The sequence below is a fragment of the Streptomyces sp. sk2.1 genome, assembly GCF_008120935.1.
In the GTDB taxonomy this organism is placed as follows: domain Bacteria; phylum Actinomycetota; class Actinomycetes; order Streptomycetales; family Streptomycetaceae; genus Streptomyces.
In genome coordinates, this window is record NZ_RDBO01000266.1 from 1 (window position 1) to 1,325 (window position 1,325).

Sequence of the window (1,325 nt, forward strand, 5' to 3'; positions counted from 1 at the left end):
CTCCCCAGCCCCGTCCATCACGCGGCAGCCCTCGTCCGCAGACGGCTCACCGACAAGATGCCACCCGAACGGGTGGCTCCGGCGGCGCCGCAGACGGTGCTGCTCGCCCTCGAATGCAGCGACTGCCGCGCACCGGGCGGCGAACGGGCCCTGATCGGCGGCCGGTGCGGACCGTGCCGGGGCGAACCGGCCACCCGGCCCGTCGGCCCGGACCTCGTTCATCCGCTCGCGCACCCCCTCCGCCGGTACGGCGCCGTCCGGGCCGACGGGCCGGGTGGCCGGTTCGCCCCGGCACGGTCCGCACCGGCCGCCGATCAGGGCCCGTTCGCCGCCCGGTGCGCGGCAGTCGCTGCATTCGAGGGCGAGCAGCACCGTCTGCGGCGCCGCCGGAGCCACCCGTTCGGGTGGCATCTTGTCGGTGAGCCGTCTGCGGACGAGGGCTGCCGCGTGATGGACGGGGCTGGGGAGGCCGTCGGTGAGGGCGTGCAGCAGTTCCGCCTCCGTGGCACCCCGCGCGAACCACTCGGTGACCTGCGGTTCCAGCATCGCGCAGTCCGCCGCCGACAGGGTGAGCGGGGGCGCGGTGCGTCCGAGCGCGGCGAGCAGGATGAACGCCCGGGAACGGGTGGGCCGTTGCCCGGGCTCCTCCGGCGGTACGTCGCCCCTGGTGAACGCCGCCCACCACGCGTCGTCCCGCGCGGTCCGGGAGAAGAACGTACGGGTCACCCACAGCAGGCACTCGTCACGGGCCACGCACTCGCTGCCGCGCCGCAGATGCCCGGCGTCCTGGAGCCGGTTGAGCGCGGTGCGCAGGGCGCACTGGCCGTACGGGAGCACCTTGGCCAGGGTCTTCACGGAGATGTCGGCACCCTCGGGCAGCCGGTCGAGATATGCGGCGATGGACGCCTCACGGGCCGGGAGGTGCGCGAAGTCGCGTTCGCCGCGCGGAAGTTGAGCGGGTGCCGAACGCTTTCCGTACCCCGGACCGGCCATCGGATGCGGGTGCGAAGGGGTGGGCGGGGAGGTGCGTGGTGCGCGCGGTGCGGCACTAGACTGGCTGTCAGCCATGAGATCGCGATGCCTTTCTGAGATCGCAAGGGCCTTGCGATCGAAGTGGTCAGACCCCTGTTTTCGGTGTTCCAGCACCGGCAGGGGTCGTTCTGCGTCTACAGGGATGGCCCTGTTCCCGGAACGCTAGAGGGTCACCACCGTCCGTGGCAAACCGGTCACAAATGGTCAGCGCGGGCTCGGCCGGCCGGTCGGTCCGTCGGGCGACTTTCCGGTCAACTCGCCGGTCGGACAGGGAGGGTGGGTGGGTATGTACC

General features: G+C 72.6%; 1 pseudogene. It reads right to left on the bottom strand.

Annotated features, from left to right (window positions below):
- Positions 1 to 204: 204 nt before the first annotated feature.
- A pseudogene (locus tag EAO76_RS43525) lies at positions 205 to 993 on the bottom strand (hypothetical protein); the annotation flags it as partial.
- Positions 994 to 1,325 lie beyond the last annotated feature (332 nt).